This is a genomic window from Pseudoalteromonas sp. TAE79 (assembly GCF_000498015.1).
Taxonomy (GTDB): Bacteria; Pseudomonadota; Gammaproteobacteria; order Enterobacterales; family Alteromonadaceae; genus Pseudoalteromonas.
Genome location: NZ_AUTL01000283.1, coordinates 1 through 4725 on the forward strand (window position 1 = coordinate 1; position 4725 = coordinate 4725).

General features: G+C 35.8%; 3 protein-coding genes. 2 read left to right on the forward strand and 1 reads right to left on the reverse strand.

All coding sequences use genetic code 11. The annotated features are described in order from the left end of the window. Positions 1 to 244: 244 nt before the first annotated feature. Positions 245 to 1330 (reverse strand): replication initiation protein, encoded by a 1086-nt coding sequence (locus L655_RS0123460; RefSeq protein ID WP_198925115.1) that lies wholly within the window; start codon positions 1328 to 1330, stop codon positions 245 to 247. A gap of 338 nt (positions 1331 to 1668) precedes the next feature. Here L655_RS0123460 and L655_RS0123465 point away from each other — a divergent pair, with 338 nt between their 5' ends. Beyond that, the gene (locus L655_RS0123465; RefSeq protein ID WP_024606458.1) at positions 1669 to 2874 is read left to right on the forward strand and encodes a ParA family protein; all 1206 of its coding nucleotides are present in this window, start codon (positions 1669 to 1671) and stop codon (positions 2872 to 2874) included. Positions 2875 to 2878: 4 nt separating this feature from the next. Further along, positions 2879 to 3961, forward strand: coding sequence for a ParB family protein (locus L655_RS0123470; protein ID WP_024606459.1), 1083 nt, complete (start codon positions 2879 to 2881; stop codon positions 3959 to 3961). The last annotated feature ends 764 nt before the right edge of the window (positions 3962 to 4725 follow it).

Consider the following 4725-nt stretch of genomic DNA (forward strand, 5'->3'; position numbering starts at 1 on the left):
GCAACATATTTTTGGTGTTAGGGGTTATATCTTTGCATGTACGCAACATATTTTTGGTGTTGAGAGCTTGTACCTTTGTATGTACGTAACATATTCTTGGTGTTTTATTTATTTGTAGGGCTATATTCGTCGTATTTTATGGGAAGTTATTAAAAATAGGTCTACGTGAGCATATTTTATATGAGCTACATTACATATTTTTGGTGTTATTGAGAGCACATACCAAAAATATGTAATATGCTTTTTAATATGGAATATCTAAATTATCTATAGTCAGTTTATTCGCAATATCTATTTCTTCTTTGCTGGATGCTTGTTCTGCGCGGTTATTACGCCTTTCAATCAAGGTTGTAGCTATTTTATTAGATAGCTTCTCATTACCAGTGTAATTGTATGCAGAAAGTAACAGTTTAAGTTCTGCAGTTGATAATTTTTTACCATTGCCTTCAGACTTTAATTGCTGCCTTTTAAGCTCTAGCTTTTTAATAGTTGTAATAGCATCGCGTTCATTAAATTCCTCAATATTGCCTTTTGTTATCCAACTCATAAGGAATTTGATAGCTATGATTTTGTTGCCTTGTTTTTTTAATTCGTAGCCAACTTCACCATTAGCACTTTCATAAAATAATAGCTCTTTATTTGTTGTAGGATTGGCCTTGAGAATATCAATGCTGCTTCTAATGCATCTCTGCATAAAAACCCCATTATTTTTAAAAGATAATTTATCTGATTTTAAATTACCTTTTTCATCATATAGACCAAATAAACCTTTTAGTTCATCAAGCTTAATCAAGTGCATTTCGTAGCCGGGCTCTTTAAACCTACTAAGTATTTCATAGAGTCGCTTTGCGTATTCCTGTTTTATGCATAAAAAGCTTGTGGTATTGATCAGCGCAAATCCTTGCTTATACTCTATAAACTCAGACTTCAGAAGATCATTAGGTATCATTGTAAATGTGCGGTTTTTATAGCTTATATTTTTAAATATTGGTTTATAGTCAAATTCAATTTCACCATTACCATCTTCAGTTTTTATACCAACGCTATATCGTGATAGCCGCATAGCTACAGGGTTAAGGTATGTCGCTATATGTTTTGGCGCTATATTGAGCCAATTGGAGAGCTGAGATGCTGAAAACTCGTATTTAGGGGTTGTTCCAACCCAATCACTTTCTTTCATAGTTGCAATCATGAGTGCAAATATATCTGCTTCACGGGCAGATAAATCTTGGCGACTAAATACTATCTGATGGCTCTTTTTTATGTGTTTAGGAAGAGAATCCCTTGAAACTACTTTCTTTTTCTCATCGATACTCATTTCTTCTTCCAATGTCGAGACTGTATTTGCTAGTTGATGACATATTCTTGGTGTTTTTACTAGATTACACATATTAGACATTAAAATATACTCTCTAATTAGCTTATATTTCGATGATGAGGGGAGCTTGTATTTCAATAGTCATTTTTTAAAATAACGATAAAAATATTCCTCAAGTTGTATTTTACCTACAAGCCACATTTGCCAACACCTACGGCTTCTTTTTTGGTAATTATTCAATATGAATAACTCAAATTATAAAACTAAAACAAAAATCAAATACCTCTAAAATACATGGACAACTCAAAAAACAAGGGATACACTTGTTTTAAATAAAAAGGGATTCATCTATGACCATTGAAAAGACTACTCACATTTTTCAAGATTTAAAGGAAGGCGCTGACCGCTATATAAAAAGACGCAATCAGAGGCTTTTAGTAAATCATCGTAAGGAGCTTAGAAGTTTTACGCGAGCTGAAGCATCTATATATTTAGATATTGATGTAAAAACTTTAGATAGGTATTGCGCTTCACTGGGTATTGACCCACGTAGACACGAAGATGCACAGTGGTCAATTGACATCGAAGAAATTTATAAAGTAAGAGATTCGCTCTCTGTTGAATTACGTAAAGAACCTAAGTTCAAACGTAGTGATAAGCAGAAAGCACAGATTATAGTGATTCAGAATCAAAAAGGTGGTGTTGGTAAAACAGTGTCAAGTGCAACAATAGGTTCAGGACTAGCTACTGAGTTTCATCAAGAGTATCGCGTAGGCCTTATTGATATGGATGGACAAGCTACACTATCAATGTATTACGCCCCTGAATCAGCACAAGAAGGTTGTTTATCTGTAGGCGATCTGATCATGGGAAACTATGAATTAGACGAAAATGAAACTAAAAAAGAAGCTATTTCAAGTGCCTTTTTACCTACTACAATTCCAAACCTCCGTATTTTACCTGCCTCACAATCAGATCGTGGTATTGAGGGGTGGTTTCATGAAGGCGTATTTAATAAGTCTCTAAGTTCGCCCTACTCTATTTTGAGTAAGATTTTAAATGAAGTTGAAGATGAATTCGATATTATCATAATAGATACCCCTCCATCATTAGGCTATGCAACGTATAACGCTTACTTCGCCGCAACCAGTGTACTTTTTCCACTATCAATTACAGAAAATGACATAGATGCAACGTGTTCTTATTTTTCATATATACCGCAAGTCTGGGGATTATTGAATAATGCTAAGCATCAGGGGTATGACTTCATGAAAATACTTATTACAAATCATAAAGACAGTTCAACAACAACGGAGTTACTCAATAGCCTTAATGATAGCTTTTCACCTTATTTATACTCTAAAGAATTTAAAAATAGTGAAGCTGTAAGGCAGGCATCATCTTTATTATCAACGGTGTTTGATATGTCTAAAAGTGAGTACCCAAAAAGTAAAATGTCATACCAAGTGGCACAGCAAAATGCTTATGAAGTAACAAGTCAACTACAGCGCGATATTGTGAATGTATGGCGTAAGCAAGAGCAGGAGCAGGAGTAAAATCATGGCTAGAAAACGTGGAATAAGATCACCACTTGGCAATGCAGTCGGAGCGCAAGATGCAATCGAGTCAGGACAGGAAAGTAATATAGAGTCGCTAGCAAAGCAATTAAAAGCAGAGATCACTGGTTCTAAATTATCACTAATGGATGTATTACAAACCCATCTAGGGATAAGTAATGTTGGAGAGAGTGTATCCTGGAAGTTAAAATCAGGAAAAATAGCGCAATTTGTTCCTATTACATTAAGTTATCAGCAAGTTAAAGAGCTTACTTCGGTCACATTTGAAGTGAATGGTCGAGATCAATCTGGTCTAACCAAAGAATCCCTTCAAGATCTAGACTCATTATGCATACAACAATATTATCCAGCTATAGGCCGAAGAGTTAATGGCGTAATTGATCTGCTAGATGGCTCCAGGCGTAGAGCTAGGTTTTTGCTTGAAGCAGGTAAAATTAACTCATTTAAAATATTAGTCACAGATGACGACATTAGCTCTGGTGACGCTAAAGCATTAGCTAAGCAGCTGCAAGTTAGTAAAGAGCACAACTTACGTGAAATAGGTATGCGTTGTCAGTTAGAAAGTCAGCTTTATGAAAAAAAATATAATAAAAAACTCACGCAATCTGAATTAGCTGAAGAAATGGGCTTAAGCCAAGCCAAGGTAAGTAAGGCGCTAACTGCTGCCTCTATCGATAGTGCTATTATTGAGCTGTTTCCGGATATTTCTTTATTGTCACACTCAGACTACAAAGTATTAAATACAGTACAAAAAACGTTAGGTGAAAACGTAAATGAATTTATAAAGGATATAGAAAGCAATATAATTAATATCAATAGTGAATTAGTTCAAGACGATTATAAAGAAGCTGTATTAAAAATAGTTACAGACGCTATTAAAACATACAAACCTAAGCCAACCGAGCAGGCTATCGTTACTCCACTTGCAAATTTTAGCAAAAAGAATACCTATGCACGTAAGCGCGTTAAAGGTAGAAAATTCGCTTATGAGTTTTCACAGCTAACAAAAGAAGTACAAGATACTTTAGACCAGGCTATTGCTAAAGTGTTGCAAGACTCGCTTTAATAATAAAGGTATTCAGTCATAGCTAATTTATTTTATGAGTGAATACCTTTTAGATTCCTCAACGGGAAATTTGTTTTAAGTTATTGTTTTTAAGTCTCTTTGTGTTTTTTATTTCTAGTTATTCAGGCTGAATAAATCAACAGCATCTAGCCTGACTCATCCCATCGAGAGATTGCCAGAAGTTTAAATATTTCACCTGTTACTAATCACCTTAAAAAGGCCAATGAGTTAGGCTTAAATTAATGGCCAAATTCAGGCGCTTCTCATGCAAAAGATGTCTAAGGTAAAATGCTAGTAATGCAGTGAACAGCCCCGTTTAGACTACATCCGAGAGGTGTGTATCTGCCCACTTAGACTACACCGTCCTGCTTGGACTGCACTTGCTGAGGCATATTAGTGCCCGTTTAGACTACATCGTCCACTTAGCAATTTCGCCGTAAACCCTCCCTCGAGGGCGGCGAGAAGTCACGATGGTATGGGGTTACTGGCTATTTTTGGCGAAACAAATTATAACGACTTACCACACTGCTCAAAAGCCACCGAGAAAGAGCAACAAGCGCGAGTGTTTATGCGTGCAAGCGCGAGTGTTTATTCGTAAAAGCGCGAGTGTTTATGCGTAAAAGCGCGAGTGTTTATACGTAAAAGCGCGAGTGTTTATACGTAAAAGCGCGAGTGTTTATTCGTGGGTAACTTTCTGAAAACACAGATTTACCCACAGAAAGGAGTCCTATAGGCAGTAATATAAGCTTTTTTGTGGGTAACTT